The organism is Mesorhizobium sp. M2E.F.Ca.ET.209.01.1.1 (assembly GCF_004010375.2).
In the GTDB taxonomy this organism is placed as follows: Bacteria; Pseudomonadota; Alphaproteobacteria; order Rhizobiales; family Rhizobiaceae; genus Mesorhizobium.
In genome coordinates this window covers 1-337 of sequence record NZ_SADP02000654.1, presented here as the reverse complement: position 1 = coordinate 337, position 337 = coordinate 1, and the positions used below count along the sequence as shown (strand labels likewise).

Annotated in this window: 1 pseudogene; it reads left to right on the top strand. The window is 54.3% G+C overall.

Going from position 1 to position 337, the window contains the following annotated elements:
- Positions 1-337 (top strand): annotated as a pseudogene (locus tag EN852_RS41405) (hypothetical protein); the annotation flags it as partial.

Here is a 337-nt window from a genome sequence, read left to right as displayed (position 1 = left end):
GCAGCACTTCCCGAACAAGTCATTGCCTCGGACGAGAACAATGCCAACGGCTATTGGGAGCCGACTAGCATCAATACTCTTAACGAGCAAATGCTCGCTGAAGCTGGCAGCAGTTGGGATGACTGGCGGCCCTATGATGTGACAAAACTGTTGGAGGAGCGCCGAGAGTTTTATCGAAGCGAAATCGCTCGCATCATTGGCCAAGAATACGGCGCCGCGCCTCTATTCGTCATCAAAGAACCGCGCATTGCACGCTTCGCTGAAATGTACGCCGACATCCTGCAGTCGCTGGGAATCGATGTCCGCTATGTGCTCGTGTCTCGGAATCCATTGGCGG